Genomic DNA, 24,284 nt, shown 5'->3' on the forward strand with positions numbered 1-24,284 from the left:
TCGGAACGCGACGTGAGCCCGCGGCACCCTCGTGGATGGCGATGGGGCCGCGGGCTACGGTGGCCGATGACCTGCTATTCGGTATGGAGGGTCGTCCAGCGTGGGGGCCGTGCCGTGCTGAGCACGTCGTCACAGTTGCAGGAGCCGCATCCTGGGGTCACTTCTACACCTCCGTCGCCTAGAGTGATAGGGCCTTCCACTCACAGTGACGCACTCATGCGCTGGCGTCCATGCCTGAGTTCCGAATCCCGGCGGCCGGCGTGACACACGCGTGCCGGCAGGCGTACGTCTACGGCGTGCTTCCGACGCCGTACTCCTCGGCGAAGGCCGCCAGCCGGGACACCGCGTCCCTGCTGCGCGTCCACGGCCGGACGATCAGCCGCTCCACCCCGAGCGCCGCCCAGTCGTCCACCTCGGCGGGCGAGGCCAGCCCGTACGCGTGCGCGGTCACCGCCACCCCGGCCCCGAGCCTGGCGAGCTGTGGTTTGATCGACTCGATCGTGTGCGGCATGCTGATCCACCCGTCGCACAACGTGGCCGCCCGGCGCAGCGCCGCGGCCGACTCGCCGCCCGCGAGCACGGGCAGCCGCCGCTGCACCGGTTTGGGCTCGAAGGCGACCTCGGGGAAGGCGTAGAACCGCCCGGAATGGGCGACCAGTGGCTCGCTCCAGAGCCGCCGGACCACCTCGATCGTCTCGTCCAGCCGGGCGCCCCTGGTCGCGAACGGCACTCCGGCCGCCTCCCACTCCCCCCGGTACCAGCCCGCGCCGACCCCGCAGATGGCCCGCCCCGACGAGACCACGTCGAGGGTGGCGAACGCGCGGGCCGAGACGAACGGGTGGCGCAGCGCGAGGAGCTGCACGGCCGTGCCGAGCCGGACGCGGGTGGTGAGGGCGGCCAGCCAGCACAGGTACGCGGGCGCGTCGAACAGCGGTGTCCCCGGCTTGATCCCCGGGTCCGACGTGCCCGGGTAGACGGCCAGGGACAGGTCGGTGGCGAAGACCAGGTGCTCGGGCAGCCACACCGACTCGAAGCCCAGCTCGTCGGCCGCCACCGCCACGTCCTTCCAGGCGGCGGGATGCACCAGGCCGAGGGGAACGCCGAACTTCACGGGCGCCTCCCGGTGATCGCGGTCCGCAGGCGTTCGCGGTGGGCGGCGGTGGTGCCGTACGCGGCGGACAGCGACCAGGCCCGGGCGAGCCAGAACCGCAGGTCCAGCTCCTCGGTGTAGCCGATGGCGCCGTGGATCTGCAGCGCGACCCTGGCGGCCAGCGTGGCGACCTCGCCGGCGGCTGCCTTGGCGGCGCTGGCGTCCCGGTCGCCGCTGTCCGACTCCACGGTCAGGGCCGCCCGGTACACCAGCGGCGCCGCGAACTCCACCGCCACGGCCACGTCGGCGAGCTGGTGCTTGACCGCCTGGAAGGAGCCGATCGGCGCGCCGAACTGGGTGCGCACGCGGGCGTAGCCGACGGTGACCGAGAGCAGCTCCCTGGCGAGGCCGACGAGCTGTGCGGCGGTGGCCACCGTGGCCCGCGCCAGGGCAGGCCCCACGGGGACGGGCAGCGGCTCGGACCGCGAGAAGGTCACCTCGAACAGCGGCCGGCACGGGTCCACGCCGCGCCGGGGCGCGAGCCGTACGTCCCGGCGGGGGATCACCCGCGCGCCGCCGTCCCGCACCACGATCAGCAGGTCGGCCAGGTCGGCGTCGGCCGCGTACGCCTGCCCCGGCGGCAGCACGCCGACGCACACCGCGCCGGAGGCCAGCTTGGGCACGTCGGCCAGCAGGTACGGCGCCACCACCGCGGTCTCGACGACCGGCCCGGGCAGGCACGCGCGCCCGGTCTCCTCCAGCGCGGGCAGCACGTCCACCAGCGCGAGCCCCAGCCCGTCGGCCGCCTCGGGCAGCAGCAGCCCGAAGAAGCCCAGCCCGGCGAGCTGTTCCCAGGCGGGCCGCCGCTCCGACCGGAGCGAGCCGGGCGGGCAGTGCGTACGCAGCACGTCCCGCACGGTCGCCGCCAGGGCGAGCTGATCGTCGTTGAAGCCGAAGTTCATCGCGGCAACCCCAGGACGCGCTCGGCGACGATGTTGCGCTGGATCTCGTTCGTGCCCGCGTAGATGGGCCCGGCCAGCGAGAACAGGAACCCGTCCACCCAGCTCTCAGCGCGGTCCCCCAGCAGGTCCAGGGCCAGCGCGTGCATGCGGAGGTCGAGCTCGGACCAGAAGATCTTCCCCATGCTGGCGGCGGGCCCGAGCTCCTCGCCCGCCATGAGCCGCCGCGCCGTCCCGAACGTGTGCAGCTGGTACGCCTCCGCCTCGATCCGGCACCTGGCGGCCCGGTCGGCGAGCGCGGGGTCGGCGTCGCGGGCCAGCTCGGCGAGCCGGTCGGCGGTGGCCAGGAAGCGGCCGGGGCTGCGCAGGGTCAGGCCGCGCTCGGAGGAGGTGGTGGCCATCGCGATCCGCCAGCCCTCGCCCACCTCGCCGAGCACCATCGAGTCCGGCGTGAACACGCCGTCGAAGCGCAGCTCGGCGAAGCCGGGCAGCCCGTCGAGCTGCGCGATCGGGCGGACGGCCACGCCGGCCATGGGGAACATGAAGTACGTCAGCCCCTTGTGCCGGGCCCCGGAGGTGCGGAAGAGGCCGAAGCCGTGCGTGGCGAAGGCGGCCCGGGAGCTCCACGTCTTGTGCCCGTACAGCCGCCAGCCGCCGGGGCAGGGCTCGGCGCGGGAGGTCAGGGCGGCCAGGTCGCTGCCCGCCTCGGGCTCGGACCAGGCCTGTGCCCACACGTCGTCGCCGCCGGCCATCCTGGGCAGGTGGCGTTCGCGCTGCTCGGGGGTGCCGTACCGCATGAGGGAGGGGGCGAGCAGGAAGATGCCGTTCTGGGTGACGCGGGCGGGGCAGCCGGCGGCCCAGTACTCCTCCTCGAAGATCAGCCAGTCGATGAGGGAGGCGCCACGCCCGCCGTACTCCTCGGGCCAGGAGACGGCGGACAGCCGCGCGGCCGCCAGCTCCGCCTCCCAGGCGCGGTGCGCCGCGAAGCCCTCGGCGGTGTCCATGGACGGGAGCGGCGGCGGCCTGTGCCTGGCCAGCCAGTCGCGAACCTCAAGCCGGAAGGCCCGCTCGGCCGGGGAGAAGTCGAGATCCACATCTACCAACCTAGCGCACGCTTGGTATCGCGGCCAGGCCAGTAGTCTTGGTGTCGTGCAGGGACTGCTGCTGCGGCTCTCCACGCTCGACGCCGACGCGGAGAGCGCGGTGCGGGTCATCGCCTACTTCGACTCGCTGGTGCGCGATCACGTGAGCGTGCCCGTGCTGCTCACGGCCACCGCCCGGCTCACGCAGTGCCCGGTCGGCCTGTTCGACGCCGCCACCGGCCGGCGCACCCGGGTGCGCGCCGACGGCTCGTCCGACACGCCTGCCGTCCCGGCCTCCGCACGCGAGCTGAGCTCCGGCCTCGGCGCCGTCTGGATGGAACGCGAAGGGCCCGCGCACGGGCTCGACGAGATCGTGCTCGAACGGTACGCGGCCGCGGCCGAGGTCACCCTCGAACGCGCCGCCGCCCTCGCACACACGGCGAAGGACCCGGCCCTGGTCGAGCTGGCCCTGTCGGCCGAGGCCGGGGAGACCGAGCGGGCCCGCGCCCTGCGCCTGCTCGGCTTCGACCCGGCCGCCCCGCTGCAGGCCCTGGCCGTCGCGCTGCCCGATCAGGGGCCGGTCGCGGGGTTACGGGCGATGGGTCACCACGTGCGCGCCGCCACGATCGGCGACGCGGAGGCCGTCCTGGTCAGCACCACCCCGGCCGCCCGGCCGCCCGGCACGCCCGCGGCCGGCTCCGGCCCCGAGCCGCCCGGCGCGTCCAGGGTCGGCATCGGGCCCGAGGTGCCCGGCGCGCGGGCGGCCGAGTCGTGGGCCGGCGCCCGCACCGCGCTGCGGTTCACCGGCCCGCACGACCGGGTGGTGCGCTGGTCGGACCTGGGCGCGCTGGCCCTGTTCGCCGACCTGCCCGAGCAGGCGATCGCGGGCCTGCCCGACGTGCGGGCGATGTCCCGGCTGGGCGAGGAGTCGCTGCTCGCGGTGCGGGCCCTGTGCCTGGCCGGCTCGATCCGCGGCGCGGCCCAGGCGATCCACCTGCACCACAGCTCGCTGGCCGCCCGCATCGCCCGCGTGGAGTCCGCGCTGGGCTTCTCGCTGGGCGACCAGCCGGGCCGTATGCGCGCCCACCTGGCCCTGGCCCTCGTCCGGCTGGTGGCGAACCAGCGCGCGGGTTAGAGCCCGAACGCCCGCTTGAGCGCCGCCTCACGGGCCTGCCGTGCCCTGACGCTCAGCGCCGCACCGGGCACCATCATGTCGAACCCGTGGAAGGCCCCCGGATACAGGTGGAACTCGGTCGACACCCCGGCCTGCGCCAGCCGCAACGCGTAGTCGGCACACTCGTCCCTGAACACCTCCAGCTCCCCCACGTCCACGAACGCCGGCGGCAGCCCCGACAGGTCGGTGGCCCGGGCCGGAGCCGCGTACGCCGGCACGTCGTCCGTGCCGATCCGGTCGCCGAGCAGCGCCGTCCAGCCGAAGAGGTTGGCCTGCCTGTCCCACACCACGGCCTCGGTGAACTCGTGGCTGGACGGCGTGGTGTTGCGGTCGTCGAGCATCGGGCAGACCAGGAGCTGGAAGGCCACCTCGGGCCCGCCCCTGTCCCTGGCCAGCAGCACGGTCGCGGCGGCCAGCCCGCCGCCCGCGCTGGCCCCGCCCACGGCCAGCCTGCTCACGTCGATGCCCAGCTCGGCGGCGTTCTTGGCGGTCCAGACCAGGCCGGCGTAGCAGTCCTCGACGGGGGCCGGGTGCGGGTGCTCGGGCGCGAGGCGGTAGTCCACGGAGACGACGACCACGCCGAGCCGCTCGACGTACTCGATCATCGGCCCGTCGTCACCTTCGGGCAGGCCCATGATCATGCCGCCGCCGTGGATCCAGTAGAGCGCCGGCCGGCTCTCGCCGGGCTCCTCCGGCCGGTAGATCCGCACCCGGACGTCGGGCGCCCCCTCGGGCCCCGGGACCGTGCGGTTCTCGATCGAGATCCGGGTGTCCGGCGCGGGCGCGGCGGCCAGCATGGCGTTGATCTGTGCCCGCGCGCCGGGCAGGTCAGCGAAGAGGGCGGACAGGTCGCCGGGCTGCATCGGGGACTGGTCGATCCCGGCGCGCAGCTCCGGATCGAGATTGGGGTGGGCCATGAGGGGGTTCCCTTCCACGGGACGGTGGGGCTACCCCTTGATGGTCGGAGCCCGTACCCCCGGCGCACAACCGCCATCCGGCGGCCATTGCCCGCCTCAGGCCCGCCGTTCGGCGAGCAGCTCGACGACCTGCTCGGCCAGGGGCGCGGCGCTGGCCGGGTTCTGCCCGGTGGCCAGGCGGCCGTCCACCACGACCTGAGCCTGCCAGTTCCCGCCGGGCACGTGCTCGGCACCGCGCGCGACCAGGGCGTCCGCCAGCAGGAACGGCACCACGCCCGCCACCCCGCGCAGCTCCTCCTCCGCGTTGGTGAACGCCGCCACCCGCTTGCCCGCCACCAGGTACGACCCGTCGGACAACGTCAGGTTCACCAGCGCCGACGGGCCATGGCAGACGGCCGCCACGACGCCGCCCCGCTCGTACACCTCGCGCCCGATCCTGATCACGTCGGGGTCGTCGGGGAAGTCCCACATGGTGCCGTGGCCGCCGGCGTAGAGCACGGCGTCGTAGCGGGAGGCGTCCACGTCGGCCAGCCGGGCGGTGTCGCGCTGCTCGGGCGAGGCGACGAAGGCGGCCTGGGCGGGGTCCGCGGGGTCGTAGCCGTCCTGGGGCGGCTCGCCGCCCCGCACGCTGGCGACGTCCACGTCGAAGCCGGCCTTGTGGAAGATCTCCCACGGGTGGGCGGCCTCGGGCACGTAGTACCCGGTCCGCTCCACGCCTCCGAGGTCGTCATGGCTGGTCAGAGCTATCAGTACGCGCTTGGTCATGCGTTAAGGATGCCTCCGGCGAGCCATCAGCAACAAATAACGAAATATGCCCTGTGCCATCAGAATAGTGATATGTCGCCACTCTCGCTGGATCTGCTGCGTACCTTCCTCGCCGTCCACAGGACCGGCTCCATCACCGCCGCCGCCCAGACGCTCGGCCTGTCGCAGCCCGCCGTGACCGCGCAGGTCAAGACGCTGGAGGCGACGCTGGACCGGCCGCTGTTCGACCGGCTGCCGCGCGGGGTGGCGCCCACGCCCGCCGCCGACGAGCTGGCCCGCCGGGTCGCGCCGGGGCTCGACGCGCTGGACGAGGTGGTGGCCTCGGAGCTGCCGTCCGGCGAGGCCGTGCACCTGGGCGGGCCCGCCGAGTTCCTGAGCGAGGTGGTCATGCCCATGCTGGCCCCGCTCGTCCGGGACGGGCTGCGGCTGCGCGTCACGCTGGGGCTGTCCGACGACCTCCTGAACGACCTGGCCGCCGGGCGGCTGGACCTCGTGCTGTCCACGATCAGGCCCCGGCTGCGCGGCGTGCAGGCCGACCCGGTGTACGACGAGGAGTTCCTGCTGGTCGCCGCCCCCGGCGCGGGGCCGTCACCGGAGCCGCTGGTCGCCTACGCCGAGGACCTGCCCATCGTGCGCCGCTACTGGCGGACCGTGTACGGCCGCCGCCCGTCGATGGCCGCCCAGGTCGTCATGCCGGACCTGCGTGGCGTGCTGAGCGCGGTCCGCGCGGGGATGGGCGTGTCGGTGCTGCCCGCGTACCTGTGCCGGCGCGACCTGGCGGCGGGCACGCTCGTGACGCTGGCCGAGCCCGAGGAGGCGCCGATCAACACCGGCTACCTCGCGGTCCGCTCCGGCGCGCAGGCCAGGCCCGCCGTGGCCCGCGTACGCGAGCACCTGGTACGCGAGCTGCGCGCAGCGCGGTCGTTCTAGCCTCCCAGGGGGGCCGGCGGATAGCCGGGAGCGCATGGGGGCAGGCTGATGGTCATGTGCCATTCCACCGACAGCAGGCCGCCCGCACCGCCCGTTCAGGGCGAGGTGGCCTCACACGAGCAGATCGAGCTGACCGCCGCCGACGGCAACCGCCTCCTCGCCTACCGGGCCGAGCCGGCCGAGCCGAACGGCCGCAGCATGGTCGTCCTGCCTGACGTGCGCGGGCTGCACCCCTTCTACCGTGACCTGGCCCAGCGCTTCGCCGAGGCCGGGTTCCGTACGATCGCGATCGACTACTTCGGCCGCACCGCCGGCCTGGGCGAGCGCGGCGACGACTTCGACTACATGACGCACGTCAAGCAGCTCACCCTGGAGGGCGTGCGGGCCGACGCGCGGGCGGCGGCCGAGGCGCTCGGCGGCCCGGTGTTCACGACGGGCTTCTGCATGGGCGGCGCCCTGTCCTGGTGGCTGGCCGCCGGAGGCAACGGCCTGTCGGGCGGCATCGGCTTCTACGGCGCGCTGCGCTTCATCGACGAGCCGGATTCGGGGCCGGGCGCGCCGCTGCTCCTGCTGCTGGGCGGGGCCGACACGGCGTCCACGCCCGAGCAGTTCGCCTCGTACGAGGCCGCGCTCGACCGGGTGGGCACCGAACACGAGAAGCACGTCTACGAGGGCGCGCCGCACTCGTTCTTCGACCGGAGCTACGCCGATTGGGCGGACGCCTGCCAGGACTCCTGGCGCCGCATCCTGTCGTTCACCGAGCGGCACGCTCAGCCCAGGTAGGCGGCCCTGACGACCGGATCCTCCCGGATCTCGGCGGGCGTGCCGGTGGCGATGACCTTGCCGAGGTCCAGCACGACGATCCGGTCGCAGGTGTCCATCACGAACCCCATGTCGTGCTCGACCAGCAGCACGGTGGTGTCCAGCGCCCTGACCACCTCGCCCAGGCGGGCGGTCTGCCCGGCGTCGAGCCCCGAGGTGGGCTCGTCGAGCAGCAGCACGCGGGGCCGGTCGGCCACGGCCCTGGCCAGCTCGACGAGCCGCCGCCGGCCGACGGGGAGCGCGGCGGCGTACGCGTCGCGCAGCTCGGCGAGCCCGCACAGCTCCAGCACCTCGGCCACCCGCTCCTGCCGCTCGCGCTCCAGCCGCCGCCGGGCCGGCCAGCCGACCAGGTCGGCGGCGAGCCCGCCTCCGCCGCCGTGCCAGTCGAGCGCGGCCAGCACGTTCGCGGCCACGGTGAGCCGGCCGAAGACCTGGGTGCGCTGGAACGTGCGGCGCAGCCCCGCCCTGGCCCGCCTGACCGCCGGCATCCCCGTCACGTCCCGGCCGTCGAGGCGGACCCGGCCCTCGTCCGGCCTGCGCAGCCCCGACACCACGTCGAACAGTGTGGTCTTGCCGGCGCCGTTCGGCCCGATCACCCCGCACACGAGGCCGCGCCCGACCTCGAACGTCACCCCGTCCAGCGCCCTGACCCCGCCGAACGCCACCGACACGCCGTCCACGGCCAGCATGGTCACCGCACTCCCAGGTAGGCGGCGGTCAGCCGCTCGCTGTCGACCTCGGCCCGCGGGCCGCACCAGGTGACCCGGCCCAGCCGCATGAACGCCACCCGGTCGGCGATCGCCAGCGCCTCGGTGGCCTTCTCCTCGACGAGCAGCAGCGCGACCCCGCGCTCGCGCAGCTCGGCGAAGACGTCGAAGATCTGCCGCACGACCATCGGGGCCAGCCCGAGCGACGGCTCGTCGGCGATCAGCACGCGCGGCGGGCGCACCAGCGCGGGGGCGAGCGTGAGGAGCTGCTGCTCGCCGCCGGACAGGGCGCCGGCGAGCACGGTACGGCGCTCGGCGAGGTGCGGCAGCCGCTCGTAGACGGGCTGGGGGTCCGGCAGCCAGGTCCGCAGGTTCTCCTCCACGGTGAGGCCGGGGAAGACGCCCCTGCCCTCCGGGGCGAGCAGGATGCCGGCGTGGGCCCTGCGGTGGGCGGGCCAGGCGGTGACGTCCTCGCCGTCCAGCAGGATCCGGCCGCCGGTCACCGGCAGGTCCCCGGCCGCCGCCGCGCACGTGGTGGACTTGCCCGCGCCGTTCGCGCCGAGCAGCGCGACGACCTCGCCGGGGTTGACGTGCAGGTCCACGCCGCGCAGCACGGTCACGTCGGCGTACCCGGCGACGACCCCCTCCATGGCGAACAGCGCCGGCTCGCGCGTGCCCACCGGCGTCTCCTGCTCGGGCGGCTGCTCGCGGCGCCGCCGCAGCTCGGCGAGCTGGGTGAGCACCCCGTCGGGATGCTTGGCCAGGATCATGCCGCCGAGCCCGAACAGGATGGCGCCGACGTGCGCGGACACGTCCCAGGTGGCCAGCAGCTCGGGCACGGCGACCGCGATGAGCCCGCCCAGCACGGCCCCGCCGATGCGCCGCACCCCCTGCAGCACCACGATGGCCAGCCACACGAACCCGGAGAACGCCGGCAGATCGGTCGCCGTGATCGACCCCTTGGAGATCGCGAACAGCACCCCGCCGAGCCCGGCGACGGCCGACGCGAGCACGAACAGCGTGATCTTCGTGCGCGGCGCCGACAGCCCCGAGGTCGTGGCCGCCGCCGGTGCCGACCGTACGGCCAGGATCGCCCGTCCCGAGGCCGACCGCTCCAGGTTCCGTACGAGCAGCGCCACCGCCCCGATCAGCAGGAGCAGCACCACCACCCGCACCCGCGCGTCGGAGGTGTCGGCGAACCCGAACCCCAGCGCGGGGATCGCCCACCCGATGGTCCCGTTGCTGAACGCGTCCACCTGGAACAGCACCTGGTCGGCGAGCAGCGCCAGGGCTAGCGTGGCCAGCGTCAGCACCCGCCCGCCCAGCCGCAGCGCGGGCAGCGCCACCAGCATGCCCACGGCCGCGGCGGCCAGCACGCCCAGCACGATCGCCACGAAGAACGGCAGCCCGGACGCGAACGCCCACCCGCAGGTCAGCGCGGCCATCGCGGCGAAGGCGGCCTGGGCCAGGTTCACCATGCCGCCGATCCCGGTCACCACCACGAACGAGCAGAAGATCAGCGCCAGCACCAGCCCATGGGCCGCGACGCCGACGTAGTACTCGGACCCGGCGAACGCGAACACCACCAGCGCCGCCACCCCGAGGGCCCACGGCAGCCTGCGCCGCCACGGCGGCAGCCCGGCCAGGTGATCGGGCGGCGGCACGTCCTCGGCCGCGCTGCCCGCCACCCGCTCCCGCGACCTGTTCAGCAATACCAGCCCCGCGAACAGCAGGATCACCGGCACCGCCGTGCGCAGCCCCGTCACCTCTTCGAGGAAGTCGGTGTAGCCGGCGACCAGGTTCTGCACGACGCCGAGCGCGAGGCCCGCCGCGAACGTCCAGGGGATCGAGCGCAGCCGCCCGAACACCGCCGCCGTCGCCGAGGCGAACAGCAGCACCGTGTACGCGGTCGCGTCCAGCCCGAGCACCGACACGGCCAGCACCCCGGCCAGGCCGGCCAGCCCCGAGCCGAGCATCCAGGCCAGCGCCGAGGTGGCGTCCACGTCGATGCCCCGCAGCGTGGCCAGGCGCCGGCGGTCCACGGAGGCACGCATGCGCAGGCCGTACGGGGTGTGCCGGATGAACGCCCACAGCCCGGCCGCCGCCACCGCCGAGAAGCAGAACGTGATGAGCTGGTCGCTGTCCAGCCGCACGCCGAGCACGTCGAACGCCTGCGCCGGATGCGGCCCGACGCCGCGCGGCAGCGCGGTCGCGTCCGCCGGGGGCAGCCCCGCCAGGTCCACGACCAGCAGGCCGAGGGCGGGCAGCGCGATCGTGAGCCCGATGGTGGCCACGATCTGCGCGGTCTCCCCGGCCTGGGCGAGCCCCCTGAACATGGCCTTGTGCAGGACGTAGCCGAGTGCCGGGGCGAAGAGCGCCACCGCCAGCAGCGCCGACAGCCACGCGGGCACGCCGGCCTGGCCGAGCTGGTAGAACAGCAGGGCCGTCAGGAACCCGATGGCGCCGTGGGCGAAGTTGAACACGCCCGTGGCCGCGTACGAGAGCGTCAGGCCCGAGCCCATGATCGCGAAGACGGCCCCGGTGACCAGGCCGCTGAGCACGTAGTCCAGGATCATTTGAGCGGCACGTTGTCGAAGCACTTCATGCTCTTGGCCACCTGGAAGGCGCCGCCCTCCAGCTTGACCAGGGCACCGCAGCCGTTCGGCTCGCTGTGGTCCTTCGGGTACTGGATCCTGCCGAAGCCGGCGTTCTCGTACAGGTACGAGCCGTTGCCCGTGGCCAGGAACTTCTCCCTGGTCAGGTCCTTGCCGGTCTTGTTCAGCATGTCGAGGAAGATGTCGGCGGCCCAGTAGCCGATGGCCAGGTGCTGGGTGAGCTGGGTGCCGGGGGCCACCTTCTCGACGTCCGCCTTGAGCTTGGCGATCTCGGGGGCGGTGGACTCGAACGGCTCGAACATGGGCGCCGCGACCACGCCCTCCAGGGCCTGGGCGCTGGCCGGGTCCTTGAGGATGGCGACGTCGTAGCTGGTGGCGTCCGTCAGCACGCCCTGGTAGCCGGCCCGCTTGAGCGCCGCGTACAGGCCGACGTTGAACTTCGTGCCGGCGATCACGGAGACGACCACGTCAGGGGGGCCGCCGTCGTCCGAGGTCATGATCTTGTTCACGTACGGCAGCCAGTCGGGTGGCGGGGCGGCGGCCGGCAGGCCGGAGTTCACGCCGGCCAGCTCGAACCCGGCGGCGGTGAACGACTGGGAGATGGTGGTGCCGCCGTACTTGCTGCCGCTGGAGTCGGAGGTCTGGACGTAGACGCTCTTGCCGTCGGAGCCGCCGAGCAGGTCGGCCATCTGCCTGCCCCACCACGTCTGCGACCCCGCCCCCTGCTTGGGCGCCAGGCAGCCGTTGTAGCCGAAGCCCGTCTTCGTGCCGCACCACTGGGGCCCGGTCGCCCACCCGAACCACGGCACGCCCTGCTGCTCCAGGAACGCGGCGCCGCCGAAGTTGGGGGCGTGGACCGGCACGAGGGCGAACACCTGGTCCTTCTGCACCAGCTTCTTGGCCGCCGCGTCGCCCTTGGCCGCGTCCTGCCCGTCGTCCTCCGCGCCGAGGAACTCGATCTTCCGCCCGTGCACGCCGCCCTCGGCGTTGGCCCGCTCGAACCTGGCCTTCGCGCCGATCTCGGCGTCCTTGGTGGAGTAGCCGCTGGCGCTGGTCTTGGTCAGCACGCCGCCGATCCTGATCGTCGTGTCGGTGACGCCTGCCGCCGTACCCTGGCCCTGCTGACCGCCCTGCTGTTGCTGCGCCGCGCATCCGGCGGCGGCCAGCACCGCGATCACGAACGCCGCCGACGTTCTCCGCACCATGACGGCCTCCCAGCATTCTTGGCCTAGCGCTCGCTTGGTTCAGAAGCGTAAATTCGCCCGCCAGGGTCGTCAACGGGCGTGATCGGATTTACCTAGCAACCGCTTGTTTGTCACAGGGGGCCCGGCTAGCGTTTGTCGCATGCTGATGCGCGCCGCCGTGCTCACCGCGTTCCACGCCCCCATGGAGATCCGCGAGGTCGAGATCGCCGATCCCGGGCCCGGCGAGGTCCGCGTGCAGATCAAGGCGTCGGGCGTGTGCGGCTCCGACCTCAAGGCCATCGACGGCAAGAGCCCCGTGGTCGCCAAGCTGCCCTACATCCTGGGCCACGAGAGCAGCGGCGTGGTGGAGTCGACGGGCCCGGGCGTCACGGCGGTCGAACCCGGCGACCACGTCATCATCGCCATGAACGGCCCGTGCGGCCGCTGCCGCTCCTGCACCGCCGGCCGCTTCCACCTCTGCTCGGACCCCGGCCGCCTGCCCACCATCATGGGCGGCCTCCCCCGCATCGCGCTGTCCGGCGAGCAGGTCCGCCGCTTCATCGGCATCGGCTCGTTCGCCGAGTACGCCGTGGTCCCGGAACCCATGTGCGTAAAAATCGCGAAATCCCTCCCCTTCGACGCCATGTGCCTCCTCGCCTGCGGCGTCATCACCGGCGTCGGCGCCGTCCTCAACGTCGCCCAGGTCCCCCCGGGCGCCGCCGTCCTCGTGGTGGGCTGCGGCGGCGTCGGCCTCAACGTCATCCAGGGCGCGGTGCTCGCGGGCGCGACCACGATCATCGCCGCCGACGTGGCCGACCAGAAGCTCAAACAGGCCGAACGCCTCGGCGCCACCCACACCCTCCTGGCCACCGACCTCCCCCACCAGGTCGCCGACCTCGTCAAGGGCGGCGTGGACTACGCCTTCGACGCCACGGGCGCCCCCGGCGTCCTGGCCCAGGCCTTCGCCTCCACCCAGCCGGGCGGCACCACCGTCATGGTCGGCAGCCCGCCGGCGGGCCACCCCATGACCCTGGACACGGGCCTGCTGTTCGCCTCCCGCCGCCTGATGGGCACCCAGGGCGGCGACTCCTCCCCCGGCCGCGACCTCCCCATGCTGGCCGCCCAGTACGTACGCGGCCGCCTGGACCTCGACGCCCTGATCACGGAACGCCTTCCCCTCGACCAGCTCAACGAGGCCGTGCACCACGTCCGCCAGGGCACGGTGGCCCGTACCGTCATCACCTTCTGAAAGCGCGGTCCTCGCTGATCGCTCGGGCGTTCCTCCAACCCCGCCCACCCTTCGCCCATTTACCGCCTTTTCGACGAGGAGATGGCCGCCCAGGCCGAGGACGGCTAATGGAAGGCGTAAACCCGGCGCTACGAGAGCGTCGGCGACCTGATACAACAGCGCAGAGCTTGAATGACGGTCACATACTTGAAATGCCTCGATCCAATTGGAAAATCCCTAAGCGGCAAGCCGCGCCGCCCAGCGGAAATATCCCCAAGAATTGCGTGATCAGGCCGTGAAGATGGCGTTCGAATTATGCGGCGTGGGTGTCGGTTCCGCGCAGGATGTAAAGGTCATCGCCGAACACGGCCGAGATCTGGAGCTGCCCGCCGAGAGCCTGCACGTAGCCGGCGATGGCCTCCACGGTGGACACCTCACCGCGTTCGATCTGGGAGACCCGGCTCTTGGTCACTCCCATCAGGTCGGCCACCTCGGTCTGTGACAGGCCCAGGCTCTTGCGCCGTTCGGCCAGCCGGTGGCCGTCGATGTAGGCCTGATTGTGCCGCCGAGCCTCGGCCACGGCCTCCTCGCCACCGGAGGTGGCCACGATGTCGGCGCGGATGTCGCTCCACTTGGGGAAGTTCGTCATCGGTCTCTCTCCTCCGCCTCGCGTTCGGCCAAGTACTTCGCGAACAGCTCTTCGGCGCGGGGGATGGCCCGTCGATACCAGCCCGACCATTCCCCGGACTTGTCCCCGCCGATCAGCGAATCCTTTACCTGGAGGAACACGCCGGCCCGTGCCCTGGAGACGCTGGAGCGCGCCGGCTAATGCGGCCGCGTTGAGCAAGGTACCGCTCCCGGATCACCTGTGGAACGGCACCGCGGCGACGTGGGCGCCATGGCCGGAAAGCGTCTCCCGCACACCGGCCTTCCGCCAGGAGAACGCCCTGATCTTCGGGGACCGCCGTCCTGGCGGACTGGCCATGGCATGCAAGGGAGCCGCGTGTCTGGAGCCCGGACCGAGCCCTGGCCAAACCGCTCTTCGGGGGGCTATCACCGGCGCGCGGGGGATTTGCGTGCATGTGACATGATCAGCGCTCATGAAGTGGAGACTGACGATGGCAGGCGTGCTGGGCTTGGCAGCCGTACCGATGCCCGCCCAGGCCGCGGCGGCCGTCGACGTGGTCGCCGCCGTGCAGCGCCTTCAGGCAGAGGGCCGTGCGGCGAAGATCTTCCAGTACACCGCGGCGGACTGGCCGTACGACCCCCGGTACGCCGAGATGCCGCGCGGCTACTGCAAGGGAGGCGACGAGGATCCGCGGATGACAGGGACGATGCGGCTGGGGCCGGGCGGAGTCGTCGCCGCCGACATGACGCGGATGCTGACGTTCGGCAACTGCCGCCAGCAGTTCCTGCGGGACGATGCCGCGGGCGGTGACCCGCGGGCGGCCGAGTTCCTCAAGGTCGGGACGGGGTCGCATCGGGTACGCAGTGTCGGTGGCGTGCTCTACGGCGCGGGGCCGGCCTACGGTGGCAAGTCGTGGATGAAGCTCGGCAGCGCACCTCACAGCGCGGCGCTCTACGGTGACCAGATCATCGACGCCTTCGACCTCGGGACGCTCAAGGCCCTGGTCGCCTCCGCGTCCATGAACAAGGCGGGCGGGACCGTCCACGATGCCGATGATCGTGCCGTCAAGAAGACCTGGAGCTACCGCGGCACGATCACCTTCAGCCGGCTGTTCAAGGTGTCCAAGCCCTTCCGGCACATGCTCGGCGGGCGGCTGAACCCCAAGTACGGCGGGATCACGATCCACTGGGGGATCGCGACCGACATGTCCGGCAAGCCCATCGTGGTGCAGGCGGTCTGGCGGCCTGGCGAGGGGTTCCCGTTGCAGGCGGCGACCGTGGCCACCCGGTTCAGCTGGGACGTGAACGCCTCCATCAAGGCGCCACGCGTCAGCGGGAAGGCGCGGGACCCGTACGGGGACGACGTCATCGATCTCTTCAGGTCCTGACCGGGGCCTGTTGTCGGCCTCAGCCCAACCGGCATTCACCTCGGACGGGCGCGCGAAGCTGGCGGCGCCACCGTGGCTGGGTATGCGTGGTGCATGACAGAAATCACGACCGACCGTTTCGCCGTCTCCCTCCCCCAGCAGATCTCCGACGGCGCGTTCGACCCGGCCGCGTTCCGCGCCTACCTGCGCCGCGCCGAGGAGCTCGGCTTCCACAGCGCCTGGACGCGCGAGGGCACGCTGAACCCCGCCCCCACGCTCGGCCCGATCGAGGTCATGACGTACGCCGCGGCCTGTACCGAGCGCCTGCGCCTCGGGTGCGCGGTCTTCGTCAGCGTCGTGCACAGCCCGTTGCACCTGGCCAAGAGCCTCAGCACCCTCGACCAGCTCAGCCGGGGACGCCTGGAGGTGGGCTTCGGGCTGGGCTCCCGGAACCTGCTCGGGCCCTTCGGCGTCTCCCCCGAGGGGTTCGTGACGCGCTTCACCGAGGGCATCGAGCTGATGAAGGTCTGCTGGAGCGAGCCGAAGGTGGCCTTCCACGGGCGGTTCTTCCAGGTGGAGGCGGCCATGGAGCCGAAGGCGTACCAGAAACCGCATCCGCCGGTCTGGATGGGCGGGCACCAGCCCGCCGCGATCAGGCGCGCGATCCGGCACGGCGACGGCTTCGTGGGCGCGGGCGGGGCCACGACGGCCGCGTTCGCCGGGCAGGTGCGGACGCTCAGGGCAGAGCTGGAGCGGGCCGGGCGCGACCCGGCGAGCTTCCGGGTCGCCAAGCGCGTCTACGTCTCGGTGGGCGCGACCGGCCGGATCGAGGGGCCGCTGTCCCGCATGTACGGCAACGCGGACATGGCCGTCAGCGGGCCGCCCGACGCGTGCGCGCAGGGGCTGAGCGAGGTGCTGGAGGCAGGCGCGGACCTGGTGTTGCTGGACACGATGTCCGACGAGGCGGAACAGCTCGAACGGCTGGCCGGGGAGGTGCTTCCCTCACTGCTCCAGCAAGGCCCTTGAGCCTTGAGGTGCTTCACTCCCTCCTCAGCGAGGCCCTTGAGCCTTTCTCATTCTCCTGGCGACGGAGTACTGGTCGCAGCATGATCGCAACGTCAGCATTCGCCCTGATCCCAGAGAGAAGGGAACCTCTCAGTTGCCCGCATCGCCGGACAGGAGGCGATCGGCGATGGCCTTGAGCGTCCTGGCGTCGTCCGGGCCGAGCCGGTCCAGCAGGTGGCGGCGAGTGGCCATCTCCAGTGTCGGCAACGTCGCATTGATCGCGTTCCTGCCTTCCGGGCGCAGCGCGACCTCCACCCCATTCGGCACCTTGTCGCGGGCCACGTAGTCGCGGTCGGCCATCCGGGTCAGCAGGTGCGACAGCCGCGTCCGGTCCCAGCCGAGGGCGGCGGCGAGGGCGTTCTGCCGCAGGCTCCCGCCGGACTCGTGCAGGCAGACCAAGACGCTCAGTTCCGCCTCGGAAAGGCCGGACGCCGCAGTGGTCTCGGCGATGACGGCGGCACGGACCAGCTCATGCGCGCGCTTCCATCGCAGCCACAGCTCAGTCGCCCCACCCTGGCTAGCTGTTGACATATCAACACCACCTTTCTAGTGTTCGAGCTGACCATACGGCTCATGCGAAGGACTTCTCCTGTGCTCGATGCTCGACGGCACTACGCCGGCCTGCGCCTGCTGGCGCTCCTACCGCTCGTTCTGTTCCTCCCTGCCGTGATCGCCTTCTTCACGGACCCGGACGTGGCGTGGGGAGAATACCTGGGCGTCTTCTTCCACCTCTCGATCCTCTTCCTGGTGTCCCGCCTGGAGGCGGCACCCTGGGCCAAAGCCGCGGGCTATGGCTGGGTGGTTCTCGACGTACTCGCCGGCATCCTCATGATCAACGCGGTCGAATACGACACGGCCTGGGCGGTCCGGCTCGGCGGCCACGTCCTCGCCGGCGTCTGGATCGTGGCGAGTTCCCTGGTCAGCCGCTCCTGGCCGGTCCGCGTGGTCGGCGTCGTCACCGGCGTCTGGCTCGCCGGTTATTCCTTCGTCGGCACCCTGCTCGCCGAGGAGTTCCTGCGCCCGGCCGGAATCATGATCCTGGTCTGGTTCGCCCTCCTGGCGATCTTCCACCGGGACGATCCTGGGCACCCGGCGGCACCGACCATCCCAGCGCCGGCCTGACGTGCCCGCCCAGGTGCACAGCGCAGAGCCGCAGCAGTTCCCGCGCCGCCCGATTGACCCGCCGACCGGGGCCACGCATGACCTGACCGCCGCCAGTGCTCCTTGCATCAGGGATTGCTTTTGATCAATTCAATCATCGGATAGGCGTAGGTTCCATCCACGGTGTCCTTGAGCGCCTTCCTTCTCACGGAACTCAGGGCATCGGCGAAGTTGTCCTCCCCGACATCGACTTTCATCACGTGAATTACTTGAACCGTGTTCTCGTACAACAACTCTTGTGTGGTGCGGGCCATGACCGTGCCAACGGCGCTCGCTTCGCGCACCGCAACCGGGTCGGCCTCCAACCGGATGGAAGTGCCGCATCCCGGCAAGCTCATGAGCGCGCATAAAGCGGCGACAGCACGCTTTCCCCGCCCTACACCCTTCACATCCCGCTCCCCTTCATTCTAAGGTTCCTTAGGATATTAGATAAGGAGCCACCATGTCCTACCCCGAGCCCCGCTACTTCGCCGAACACGGCGAGAACAGCGGCACCTTCGCCCTGGCCGACCGCTCACCGGACCTCACGATCGGCACCAACACCCAGGTCCACTACCTCGCCACCGGTGGCACCACCAACGGCGCCTACGGCCTGTACCGCTGGGAGATGGGCCCGAAGCCGGGCGGCCCCAGTGCGCACTTCCACCGCACCATGACCGAGTCGTTCTACGTCCTGTCCGGCACCATCAGGCTCTTCAACGGCGAGAAGTGGGCCGAGGGCAAGCCGGGCGACTTCCTGTTCGTGCCCGAGGGCGGCGTGCACGCCTTCCGCAACGAGTCGGGCGAGCCGGCCACGATGCTCATCCTGTTCACCCCGGGCGCCCCGAGGGAGTCGTACTTCGAGGAGCTGGCCGCGATCGCCGAGAGCGGCAGGCAGCTCACCCCCGAGGAGTGGACCGACGTCTACCTGCGGCACGACCAGTACATGGTCTGATGTTCCCGGAGGAGCCGATCTACGCGCAGCTCGCCCGCGTCGGCAAGGCGCTGGCCAGCCCGGTGCGGCTGCGCCTGCTGGACGTGCTCGACCAGCGCGAGCGCACGGTGGAGGAGCTGGCGCGGGCGGCCGGGATCCCGCTCAAGAACACCTCAGCCCAGCTCCAGCAGCTCCGCGCCGCACAGCTGGTGGCCAGCAGGCGGGAGGGCACCCGGGTCTACTACCGGCTGGCCGACGAGGGGGTGTCACGGTTCCTCGGCGAGTTCCAGGCGTTCGCGGGCGGGCGGCTGGCCGAGCTCCGCGACGCCGTGCGGGCCCGGCTCGGCAGCTTCGAAGGGGTGACCGCCGAGGAGCTGGCCGCCCGGCTGGAGGATCCCGGTACGGTCGTCGTGGACGTGCGACCGGCGGCCGACTACGCCGCCGGTCACGTGCCCGGGGCGATCTCGGTGCCCATGGAGGAGCTGCGCGACCGGCTGGGCGAGCTGCCCGCCGATGCGCGGATCGTGGCGTACTGCGGCGGGCCGTACTGCGTGGTGTCCCCCGAGGCGGTGCGGCTGCTGCGCGAGCACGGCTTCGACGCGCGCCCGCTGGACGGCGGCTTCCTCGGCTGGCGGCGCGCCGCGCCCAGGTGACGACGCCCAGGTGACGACGCCCACGCGACGACGCCCACGTGACGACGCCCCGGGCGACACCGCTGCTCGCTCGGGCGGCAGAGCGGCCCGCCCAGACAAACGGGCGAGTGAGAGCGCGGCACGACGAAAATTGCTGGCACGTTCAGTGATCACTCCCTTACCGTGAGCAATGGAACTCATGGAAGGAGGCCCGGTGCGCATCACACGAGCCACCACGGCCGGCCTGCTCGCGCTCCTCGCGCTGAGCGGCCTGGTCCCCGCCGGGGCCACGCAGGCGCAGGCCAGGCGTCTGTACGACTTCGGCGCGCAAGGCGTGATCATCTGGAGCGAGCCCCGAGCAGGGTCCGGCCGCAACGGCCTCGGGTACGCGGGGCAGGGGTTCGAGTCGGACCGGTCGGAGGAGCACGGGCTCTACCGCTGCGACCACTTCGAGAGCACGCTGTGGCACCACGGCACCAACGCGACCACCGGCATCGTCGGCTGGGTCCCCGCCTGCAACCTCGCCGACCCCGACTGAGGCAGTCCTCGCCCGCACCTCGTCATCGCCGTGACCGATGGAGGCACCCGCTTGATCCGCCTCGTTAGCGCCGCCGCCCTCACCCTCGCCCTGGCCGGCGCGGACCCGCTTCCCGCCCGCGCGACCGGTTCGGGCGTGCTGCCTCCGATCCTCGTTCCCACCTACACCTGCGACTCCGTCCGCGGCGACCCGGGCCGCACGGTGCTGTTCGGCGACTGCGCGGCCTCGCTGGGCGCCGTCACCAACGGCGGCTTCACCGGTGCGGCGGTCGGCGTCGCCCGCCTGGTCCCACTCAGGATCAGGTGCACGGGCGGCGGCACGGCGGCCGTGCCCGGGGAGGTCACCCTCCAGGACTGCACCCGGCTCGGCCCTACACCCCCGCCGTGACCGGCTCGCGGCGCTCCACCTCCGCGGGCTCGTCCTCCTCGTGCCCCTCCACCGACAGGTTGGGCAGGATCCGGTCGAGCCACCGCGGGCACCACCAGTTGAGCCGCCCCAGCAGCACCATCGTGGCCGGCACCAGGAACCCGCGGATGATGGTGGCGTCCACCGCGATGGCCACGGCGAGCCCCACCCCGAACGTCTTCACCATGGCGTCCGGATAGGCGATGAACGCCACGAACACCGCCACCATGATCAGGGCGGCCGAGGTGATGACGCGCCCGGTGGAGCCCAGCCCTTCGGCGACCGCCCGCGCGTTGTCCCCGTGCTTCAGGTACGACTGCCGCACCGCCGTCAGCAGGAACACCTCGTAGTCCATCGACAGCCCGAACAGCACCGCGAACAGCATCAGCGGCACGTAGCTCTCGATGGGCACCGAGAAGAAGATCGTCTGCACGAACGAGGAGTTGACCGGCGGGTCCATGCCCACGAGCCCGCTGCCGAGCCCGATCGAGAACACCATGGCCAGCGCTCCGAAGGCCGCCCCCAGCGACACCAGGTTCATCACCGCCGCCTTGATCGCGACGACCGGCGCGCGGAAGGCCAGCAGCAGGAGCAGGGCGCTGAGCAGCACCACGACGCCGATGACGAGCGGGGTGCGCTCGTTCATGCGGTCGCCGGCGTCGGTCAGGCCGGCGACCTTGCCGCCGACGTGCACGTCCACCCCGGGCAGGGAGATGGCCCGGACGTCCCTGACGACCTGGGCGGAGCGTTCGTCGCTGGGCGCGTACTCGGGGATGGCCTGGATGAGCACCGAGCGGCCGGAGGTGTTGAGCTTGGGGTCGGACACGAACTTCACGCCGTCGACGTCCTCCACCTCGCGGGTGAGGTCCTTCACCAGGGGGTCGTCGGTGTCGGCCACCTTGGCGGGCAGTTCGGCGACCACGATGAGCGGGCCGTTGAAGCCGGGGCCGAACCCGGTGGCCATCAGCTCGTACGCGCGCCGCGGCTCGGAGCCCTGGGTGCCGTACCCCTCGTCGAGGGGACCGAGCTGGAGCGCCAGCGCGGGGGCGGCGAGGGCGCCGAGCACGATGGTGCTGCCGATGAGGACCCGCCACGGGCGGCGGGCCACCCACGCGCCGAGTCCCGCCCAGCCGGAGCCGGCGGCGTGGGTGCCTCCGGCGCTGCGCAGGAGCGGGACCTTGAGCGAGTTGATGCGGTGGCCGAGCAGCCCGAGCAGGGCGGGGACGAGCGTGACCGAGGTGAGCACGGCGGCCACGACGGAGATGCCGGTGACCCAGCCGAGCGTGGCCAGCAGCGGGAACCCGGCCAGCAGCAGCGCGCTCAGCGCGATGATCACGGTGCCACCAGCGAACACCACAGCCCCGCCGGAGCTGGCCACGGTCCTGCGTACGGACTCCACCACCGGCACCCCCTCGGCGAGCAGGCGGCGGTGGCGGGAGAGCAGGAACAGCGCGTAGTCGATGCCGACGCCGAGGCCGATCATCGTGGCCATGATGCCGGCCTGCTTGGGCATGTCCACGACCCACCCGAGCAGCCCGATGATGCCGAGCCCCGAGGCCACGCTGATCAGCGCGGCGAAGATGGGGACGGTCGCGGCGACGAGCGTGCCGAACGCGAACACCAGCACCAGCAGCGCGCAGACGATGCCGATGATCTCGCTCGGCCCCGTCTTGATCTCCTTGTCGGCGGGGGTCGAGCTGTCGGCGGGCACCACTTCGAGCCCGGCCTCCCGGGCCGGCTCCGCGGCCTTCGACAGCTCCTGGGTGGTCTGGGCGATCTTGTCGCTGTCGTTGCCCTCCATGCGGACGGTGATGAGGCCGATCTGCAGGTTGGAGGAGATGCCGCCGGCGCGGAACGGGGTCTCCACCTTGGTGACGTGCGGCATGGTGCGCAGCCGGTCCATGGCACGCTCCACGGCCTGCTTGCGCGCGTCCTCGATGAGCGGGCCGTCGGCGGAGTAGAGGAGGAGCTGCACCGTGCCGCCGCCGGCGTAGCCGCTGCCGAAGCCGTCCTTCATGAGGTCGTGGGCGCGCTGGGCGTCGGTGCCGGGGATGCTGGCGTCGCTGTTCGTGGGGCTGGGGAAGGCGAGGCTGCCGCCCATCAGGGCCGCGGCGGCGATCACCCAGGTGACCAGCACGATCCAACCGTGCCGCGCGCACCAGCCGCCCAGCCGTCCCAGTAACCGCGTCATCGCTCAGCTCCCACTCGACGGCCGTCCTGTACGGTCGTACAGGACTTACGATAAAACGGGAGTTGTCCGGAAGGCTCGCTCCCGCAGGGAAATGAGACGATGACCACATCATCCGACGACACCCGCACCCGGATCCTGGCCGCCGCCCGGGAGCTGTTCGCCGAGCGCGGCTACGCGGCCACCTCCCTGTCCGACATCGCCGCCGCCGTCGGGCTGACCAAGACGGCGGTCGCCTACCACTTCCATCCGAAGGACCGGCTGGCGCTGGAGCTGCTGTCCCCGGTGGCGGGCGACATGCTGGCGCTGCTCGACGCGCCGTACGCGAGCCGGGCCGAGTTCGTCGAGGCGCTGGTGGAGTTCGCGGCGCGCTACCGGTCGGTGATCCGGCTGTTCATGGAGGACCTGGCCGCGGACGACGCCACGACCGCGCCCGGCTCCGAGCGCGACCAGATCAGGACGTTCAGGGACACGATCTACGCCAAACTGGTCGGCGACGACCCGGCCCCCGAGATCAGGCTGAAGAGCTGGGCCCTGCTCGGCGCGTTGCAGTGGGGGGCGGTCAAGACGATGGACCTGCCGGAGGAGCAGGTCCGTGACGTCCTGCTGGAGCTCGCCAGAGCCTTCTGAGGCCGGCACATGGAAAGGGGAGGCGACTCGGATGGTGACACTCGCCGTCGTCGGGGCGGGTTCGAGGGGGACGTCCTACGGCCGCCACGCCACCGCGACCGGCAGGGCCCGGGTGGTCGCGGTGGCCGATCCGCTGGACGGCCGGCGCGGCAGGTTCCCGGACGCCGTGCCGTACGCGGACTGGCGGGAGCTGGCCGCGCTGCCCCGGCAGGCGGACGCGGTGGTCATCGCCACGCAGGATCGCGACCACGCCGAGCCCGCGGTGCGCTTCGCCGAGCTGGGTTACGACGTCCTGCTGGAGAAGCCGATGGCGGTCTCCGAGGACGACTGCCGTGCCATCGTGGCGGCGGCCGAGCGGTCCGGGGCGGTGTTCGCGGTGTGCCACGTGCTGCGCTACACGCCGTACACGCGGGCCCTGAAGGCGCTGCTCGACGCGGGGCGGATCGGCGAGATCGTCAGCGTCCAGCACCTGGAGCCGGTCGGGTGGTGGCACCAGGCGCACTCGTACGTGCGGGGGAACTGGCGGCGGGCCGACGAGTCCACGTTCATGCTGCTGGCCAAGTCGTGCCACGACCTCGACTGGCTGGTCCACGTCACGGGCAGGCAGGTCAGGCGCGTCTCCTCCTTCGGCGGCCTGCACCACTTCCGGCCGGAGAACCGCCCGGCGGGCGCCGCGGACCGCTGCCTGGACTGCTCCGTCGAGCCCGGCTGCCCGTACTCGGCCACGCGCCTCTACCTGCCGCTCGCCGGCGAGCACGCCTGGCCGCTGTCCGTGCTCACGGACGACGTCTCCGAGGCGGGGGTTCTGGAGGCGCTCAGGACCGGCCCGTACGGCAGGTGCGTGTACGCGTGCGACAACGACGTGGTCGACCACCAGGTCGTGAACCTGGAGTTCGAGGGCGGCACGACCGCGTCGTTCACCATGACGGCGTTCACGCCCGCGCTGCACCGGCAGACCCGGATCTTCGGCACCCGCGGCTCCATCGACGGCGACGGCGACCGCCTGACCGTCCACGACTTCGTCACCGGCCGCTCCTCCGTCGTCGACACCCGCCCGAGCGGGGACGGCACGGCCAGGGGCGGGCACGGAGGCGGTGACGGAGCACTGGTGGAGGCGTTCCTGACGGCGGTCGCCACGCGGGACCGCGCGCCGATCCTGTCCTCGCCTGCCGAGAGCCTGCACAGCCACCTCATCGCCTGGGCCGCGGAGCGGTCACGGCTGACGGGCGAGACCGTCTCCCTGGAAGCAGCGAAGTAGCGCAAGTAGCCCCATTAGCGGCACGGC

General features: G+C 72.2%; 25 protein-coding genes. 13 read left to right on the forward strand and 12 right to left on the reverse strand.

The genetic code is table 11. From position 1 onward, the window contains the following. Nucleotides 1–289 precede the first annotated feature (289 nt). From HD593_RS46640 to HD593_RS46650, 3 genes are read right to left on the reverse strand one after another with little or no spacing between them, the layout of a single operon-like run. Nucleotides 290–1,111, reverse strand: a complete 822-nt coding sequence (locus HD593_RS46640) for a TIGR03619 family F420-dependent LLM class oxidoreductase (protein WP_185109326.1) — start codon at nt 1,109–1,111, stop codon at nt 290–292. Then, nucleotides 1,108–2,052, reverse strand: a complete 945-nt coding sequence (locus tag HD593_RS46645) for an acyl-CoA dehydrogenase family protein (protein ID WP_185109327.1) — start codon at nt 2,050–2,052, stop codon at nt 1,108–1,110. Before HD593_RS46645 ends, HD593_RS46640 begins: the two co-directional genes overlap by 4 nt. After that, entirely contained in the window at nt 2,049–3,143 is a 1,095-nt protein-coding gene (locus HD593_RS46650; RefSeq protein WP_185109328.1) for an acyl-CoA dehydrogenase family protein, read from the reverse strand. The genes HD593_RS46645 and HD593_RS46650 overlap by 4 nt, the downstream gene beginning before the upstream one ends. A gap of 55 nt (nt 3,144–3,198) precedes the next feature. Between HD593_RS46650 and HD593_RS46655 the strand changes: the two genes are divergently transcribed. After that, nucleotides 3,199–4,266, forward strand: a complete 1,068-nt coding sequence (locus HD593_RS46655; RefSeq protein ID WP_185109329.1) for a PucR family transcriptional regulator — start codon at nt 3,199–3,201, stop codon at nt 4,264–4,266. Here HD593_RS46655 and HD593_RS46660 read toward each other — a convergent pair. Together HD593_RS46660 and HD593_RS46665 are read right to left on the reverse strand one after the other, a co-directional pair. Further along, on the reverse strand, nt 4,263–5,222 hold the full coding sequence (locus HD593_RS46660) for an alpha/beta hydrolase (RefSeq protein WP_185109330.1): 960 nt from the start codon (nt 5,220–5,222) through the stop codon (nt 4,263–4,265). The two genes, HD593_RS46655 and HD593_RS46660, sit on opposite strands and share 4 nt — an antisense overlap. Nucleotides 5,223–5,318: 96 nt before the next feature. Then, nucleotides 5,319–5,987 carry a type 1 glutamine amidotransferase domain-containing protein gene (locus HD593_RS46665; RefSeq protein WP_185109331.1) on the reverse strand — a complete coding sequence of 223 codons (669 nt, stop codon included), beginning with the start codon at nt 5,985–5,987 and terminating at the stop codon, nt 5,319–5,321. 72 nt (nt 5,988–6,059) lie between these two features. On the opposite strand from HD593_RS46665, the gene HD593_RS46670 reads away from it, so the two are divergent. Next, a complete protein-coding gene (locus HD593_RS46670; protein WP_185109332.1) occupies nt 6,060–6,917 on the forward strand; it encodes a LysR family transcriptional regulator in 858 nt (285 codons plus the stop codon). A gap of 54 nt (nt 6,918–6,971) precedes the next feature. Further along, the gene (locus HD593_RS46675) at nt 6,972–7,700 is read left to right on the forward strand and encodes a dienelactone hydrolase family protein (protein WP_185109333.1); all 729 of its coding nucleotides are present in this window, start codon (nt 6,972–6,974) and stop codon (nt 7,698–7,700) included. On the opposite strand, the gene HD593_RS46680 is transcribed toward HD593_RS46675, so the two are convergent. From HD593_RS46680 to HD593_RS46690, 3 genes are read right to left on the reverse strand one after another with little or no spacing between them, the layout of a single operon-like run. Then, a complete protein-coding gene (locus HD593_RS46680) occupies nt 7,688–8,428 on the reverse strand; it encodes an ABC transporter ATP-binding protein (protein WP_185112549.1) in 741 nt (246 codons plus the stop codon). The genes HD593_RS46675 and HD593_RS46680 overlap by 13 nt on opposite strands. Before the next feature lie 2 nt (nt 8,429–8,430). Next, a complete protein-coding gene (locus tag HD593_RS46685) occupies nt 8,431–11,022 on the reverse strand; it encodes an ABC transporter permease subunit (protein WP_185109334.1) in 2,592 nt (863 codons plus the stop codon). Then, entirely contained in the window at nt 11,019–12,266 is a 1,248-nt protein-coding gene (locus HD593_RS46690; RefSeq protein ID WP_185109335.1) for an ABC transporter substrate-binding protein, read from the reverse strand. Before HD593_RS46690 ends, HD593_RS46685 begins: the two co-directional genes overlap by 4 nt. Before the next feature lie 139 nt (nt 12,267–12,405). On the opposite strand from HD593_RS46690, the gene HD593_RS46695 reads away from it, so the two are divergent. Beyond that, nucleotides 12,406–13,494, forward strand: a complete 1,089-nt coding sequence (locus tag HD593_RS46695) for an alcohol dehydrogenase catalytic domain-containing protein (protein ID WP_185109336.1) — start codon at nt 12,406–12,408, stop codon at nt 13,492–13,494. Between the two features lie 292 nt (nt 13,495–13,786). Here HD593_RS46695 and HD593_RS46700 read toward each other — a convergent pair whose 3' ends face one another. Further along, on the reverse strand, nt 13,787–14,122 hold the full coding sequence (locus HD593_RS46700; RefSeq protein ID WP_185109337.1) for a helix-turn-helix domain-containing protein: 336 nt from the start codon (nt 14,120–14,122) through the stop codon (nt 13,787–13,789). A gap of 451 nt (nt 14,123–14,573) precedes the next feature. Between HD593_RS46700 and HD593_RS46705 the strand changes: the two genes are divergently transcribed. Next, the gene (locus HD593_RS46705) at nt 14,574–15,488 is read left to right on the forward strand and encodes a hypothetical protein (RefSeq protein WP_185109338.1); all 915 of its coding nucleotides are present in this window, start codon (nt 14,574–14,576) and stop codon (nt 15,486–15,488) included. 93 nt (nt 15,489–15,581) lie between these two features. Then, entirely contained in the window at nt 15,582–16,493 is a 912-nt protein-coding gene (locus HD593_RS46710; RefSeq protein WP_185109339.1) for an LLM class flavin-dependent oxidoreductase, read from the forward strand. Nucleotides 16,494–16,622: 129 nt separating this feature from the next. Here the strand turns inward: HD593_RS46710 and HD593_RS46715 are convergent, their stop codons facing one another. Continuing rightward, the gene (locus HD593_RS46715; protein WP_185109340.1) at nt 16,623–17,063 is read right to left on the reverse strand and encodes a MarR family winged helix-turn-helix transcriptional regulator; all 441 of its coding nucleotides are present in this window, start codon (nt 17,061–17,063) and stop codon (nt 16,623–16,625) included. 18 nt (nt 17,064–17,081) lie between these two features. Between HD593_RS46715 and HD593_RS46720 the strand changes: the two genes are divergently transcribed. After that, nucleotides 17,082–17,654, forward strand: a complete 573-nt coding sequence (locus HD593_RS46720) for a hypothetical protein (RefSeq protein ID WP_221525327.1) — start codon at nt 17,082–17,084, stop codon at nt 17,652–17,654. 107 nt (nt 17,655–17,761) lie between these two features. Here the strand turns inward: HD593_RS46720 and HD593_RS46725 are convergent, their stop codons facing one another. Next, the gene (locus HD593_RS46725; protein ID WP_185109341.1) at nt 17,762–18,082 is read right to left on the reverse strand and encodes a hypothetical protein; all 321 of its coding nucleotides are present in this window, start codon (nt 18,080–18,082) and stop codon (nt 17,762–17,764) included. Nucleotides 18,083–18,135: 53 nt separating this feature from the next. Here HD593_RS46725 and HD593_RS46730 point away from each other — a divergent pair, with 53 nt between their 5' ends. From HD593_RS46730 to HD593_RS46745, 4 genes are all read left to right on the forward strand, one after another. Next, nucleotides 18,136–18,627: a cupin domain-containing protein gene (locus tag HD593_RS46730; protein ID WP_185109342.1), complete on the forward strand. Its 492-nt coding sequence runs from the start codon at nt 18,136–18,138 to the stop codon at nt 18,625–18,627. Next, nucleotides 18,627–19,259: an ArsR/SmtB family transcription factor gene (locus tag HD593_RS46735; protein WP_185109343.1), complete on the forward strand. Its 633-nt coding sequence runs from the start codon at nt 18,627–18,629 to the stop codon at nt 19,257–19,259. Before HD593_RS46730 ends, HD593_RS46735 begins: the two co-directional genes overlap by 1 nt. Nucleotides 19,260–19,452: 193 nt before the next feature. Further along, nucleotides 19,453–19,776 (forward strand): hypothetical protein, encoded by a 324-nt coding sequence (locus tag HD593_RS46740; RefSeq protein ID WP_185109344.1) that lies wholly within the window; start codon nt 19,453–19,455, stop codon nt 19,774–19,776. Nucleotides 19,777–19,827: 51 nt separating this feature from the next. Beyond that, nucleotides 19,828–20,163 (forward strand): hypothetical protein, encoded by a 336-nt coding sequence (locus tag HD593_RS46745; protein WP_185109345.1) that lies wholly within the window; start codon nt 19,828–19,830, stop codon nt 20,161–20,163. Here HD593_RS46745 and HD593_RS46750 read toward each other — a convergent pair. Further along, nucleotides 20,147–22,372, reverse strand: coding sequence for an MMPL family transporter (locus tag HD593_RS46750; protein WP_185109346.1), 2,226 nt, complete (start codon nt 22,370–22,372; stop codon nt 20,147–20,149). The genes HD593_RS46745 and HD593_RS46750 overlap by 17 nt on opposite strands. Nucleotides 22,373–22,471: 99 nt before the next feature. Here HD593_RS46750 and HD593_RS46755 point away from each other — a divergent pair, with 99 nt between their 5' ends. Beyond that, complete coding sequence (locus tag HD593_RS46755; protein WP_185109347.1) at nt 22,472–22,999, forward strand: TetR/AcrR family transcriptional regulator; 528 nt, start codon at nt 22,472–22,474, stop codon at nt 22,997–22,999. 31 nt (nt 23,000–23,030) lie between these two features. Further along, nucleotides 23,031–24,257 carry a Gfo/Idh/MocA family protein gene (locus HD593_RS46760; protein ID WP_185109348.1) on the forward strand — a complete coding sequence of 409 codons (1,227 nt, stop codon included), beginning with the start codon at nt 23,031–23,033 and terminating at the stop codon, nt 24,255–24,257. The last annotated feature ends 27 nt before the right edge of the window (nt 24,258–24,284 follow it).

This window comes from Nonomuraea rubra (assembly GCF_014207985.1).
Lineage (GTDB): Bacteria > Actinomycetota > Actinomycetes > Streptosporangiales > Streptosporangiaceae > Nonomuraea > Nonomuraea rubra.

Bases quoted from the DNA above. Each gene is read 5' to 3' on its own strand.
- HD593_RS46645 (WP_185109327.1), bottom strand. From the start codon at position 2,052: ATGAACTTCGGCTTCAACGACGATCAGCTCGCCCTGGCGGCGACCGTG.
- HD593_RS46660 (WP_185109330.1), bottom strand. From the start codon at position 5,222: ATGGCCCACCCCAATCTCGATCCGGAGCTGCGCGCCGGGATCGACCAG.
- HD593_RS46665 (WP_185109331.1), bottom strand. From the start codon at position 5,987: ATGACCAAGCGCGTACTGATAGCTCTGACCAGCCATGACGACCTCGGA.
- HD593_RS46670 (WP_185109332.1), top strand. From the start codon at position 6,060: ATGTCGCCACTCTCGCTGGATCTGCTGCGTACCTTCCTCGCCGTCCAC.
- HD593_RS46675 (WP_185109333.1), top strand. From the start codon at position 6,972: ATGTGCCATTCCACCGACAGCAGGCCGCCCGCACCGCCCGTTCAGGGC.
- HD593_RS46680 (WP_185112549.1), bottom strand. From the start codon at position 8,428: ATGCTGGCCGTGGACGGCGTGTCGGTGGCGTTCGGCGGGGTCAGGGCG.
- HD593_RS46685 (WP_185109334.1), bottom strand. From the start codon at position 11,022: ATGATCCTGGACTACGTGCTCAGCGGCCTGGTCACCGGGGCCGTCTTC.
- HD593_RS46690 (WP_185109335.1), bottom strand. From the start codon at position 12,266: ATGGTGCGGAGAACGTCGGCGGCGTTCGTGATCGCGGTGCTGGCCGCC.
- HD593_RS46695 (WP_185109336.1), top strand. From the start codon at position 12,406: ATGCTGATGCGCGCCGCCGTGCTCACCGCGTTCCACGCCCCCATGGAG.
- HD593_RS46700 (WP_185109337.1), bottom strand. From the start codon at position 14,122: ATGACGAACTTCCCCAAGTGGAGCGACATCCGCGCCGACATCGTGGCC.
- HD593_RS46705 (WP_185109338.1), top strand. From the start codon at position 14,574: ATGAAGTGGAGACTGACGATGGCAGGCGTGCTGGGCTTGGCAGCCGTA.
- HD593_RS46710 (WP_185109339.1), top strand. From the start codon at position 15,582: ATGACAGAAATCACGACCGACCGTTTCGCCGTCTCCCTCCCCCAGCAG.
- HD593_RS46715 (WP_185109340.1), bottom strand. From the start codon at position 17,063: ATGTCAACAGCTAGCCAGGGTGGGGCGACTGAGCTGTGGCTGCGATGG.
- HD593_RS46730 (WP_185109342.1), top strand. From the start codon at position 18,136: ATGTCCTACCCCGAGCCCCGCTACTTCGCCGAACACGGCGAGAACAGC.
- HD593_RS46735 (WP_185109343.1), top strand. From the start codon at position 18,627: ATGTTCCCGGAGGAGCCGATCTACGCGCAGCTCGCCCGCGTCGGCAAG.
- HD593_RS46750 (WP_185109346.1), bottom strand. From the start codon at position 22,372: ATGACGCGGTTACTGGGACGGCTGGGCGGCTGGTGCGCGCGGCACGGT.
- HD593_RS46755 (WP_185109347.1), top strand. From the start codon at position 22,472: ATGACCACATCATCCGACGACACCCGCACCCGGATCCTGGCCGCCGCC.
- HD593_RS46760 (WP_185109348.1), top strand. From the start codon at position 23,031: ATGGTGACACTCGCCGTCGTCGGGGCGGGTTCGAGGGGGACGTCCTAC.